Consider the following 1,047-nt stretch of genomic DNA (forward strand, 5'->3'; position numbering starts at 1 on the left):
CGGCCCGTTCAAAGTTCTCCCGGAAAAAAGCGGTGCAGCCGCTGCCGAACAGCGCTTCCTCTGCTTCGCGCAGCGTCATGCGCTTCAGCTGGCTGAAGCTGATGCCATGCGTCATGCGCTTCAGCTGGCTGAAGCTGATGCCATGCGTCATCAAGCCGTTCATGTCGCCGAGCCGCTCCGCAGCCGGGACCGTCTGATCGACCTGGGCCTCTATCGCTTCCGTGTTCAGTCCGAACCAAGCAAGCTTTTCCGCGGCCGTTCGCTCGGGCCCGCCCTTCATCCGCTCGGTCAGCTCCCGGCAGAAATGGTACAGCACAGCGAGCGCTATCGAATGATTCGGGCGCTTCACCTTCGAGAAGCCCGCCGAGACGAACCCGATCCGGCCGGATTCGGTCATCAGATTGTTGCGCAGGGAGGTGTTGTTGTAGCTATCCATTCCATGCGCCCCAGCCGAGTCGATCCGCTTCCGGTTTTTCAACAGGTTCATATGGCAAATGATCTCGTAATTGTCTTCTTCGTCGAAGGATGACATGCCGCGTTCATTTTTGTCCGTCAGCACATAGACGAGATCGAATAACGGCGAAGCGGGATGCGTCACCTCGATCGCAATCCTGTCTTCCGTCACATGCAGCGGGGCCGAGAACGAGTAGTCCGGACTCTGCATATAATCGAGCTCACGCAGGAACGCGACTCCCGCCGAGTTGGCATAGCCGAAGGATTCGGCTTGTTCCCGCTCGCTGATGAGCGCGTACAAATCCGTCTGCACCGACTTGAATGATTGCTGAAAAATCGCTTCCGCCAGCAGCGTAATTTCCGGCACCAGCACAGTGAGCGGATCATCGGCCCGCGTAATGACCGCCAGATGAATCCGGTCGAACGAAGCATAGAGGCGGCCGTACTCCGCGATATCGCTGCTCACCTTCCGCAAGATGCGGTTGAGCTCAAGCAGGCCGCCCTCCTCCGCGTAGAACTTACGGTGCACATCGCGGCGTATCGTCCTGCGGCTGTCGCTATCCCCGCTTCCGCCGAGCGGAAGCACGAGCCGGG

At 59.3% G+C, this 1,047-nt stretch carries 1 protein-coding gene; it reads right to left on the reverse strand.

Translation table 11 applies throughout. The features are described 5' to 3' along the window. A partial coding sequence (locus tag AZ66_RS29290) for a tubulin-like doman-containing protein (RefSeq protein WP_044358179.1) occupies positions 1–1,047 on the reverse strand: 1,047 nt, incomplete at both ends.

The sequence above is a fragment of the Paenibacillus sp. E194 genome (assembly GCF_000935845.1).
Taxonomy (GTDB): Bacteria; Bacillota; Bacilli; order Paenibacillales; family Paenibacillaceae; genus Paenibacillus_B; species Paenibacillus_B alvei_B.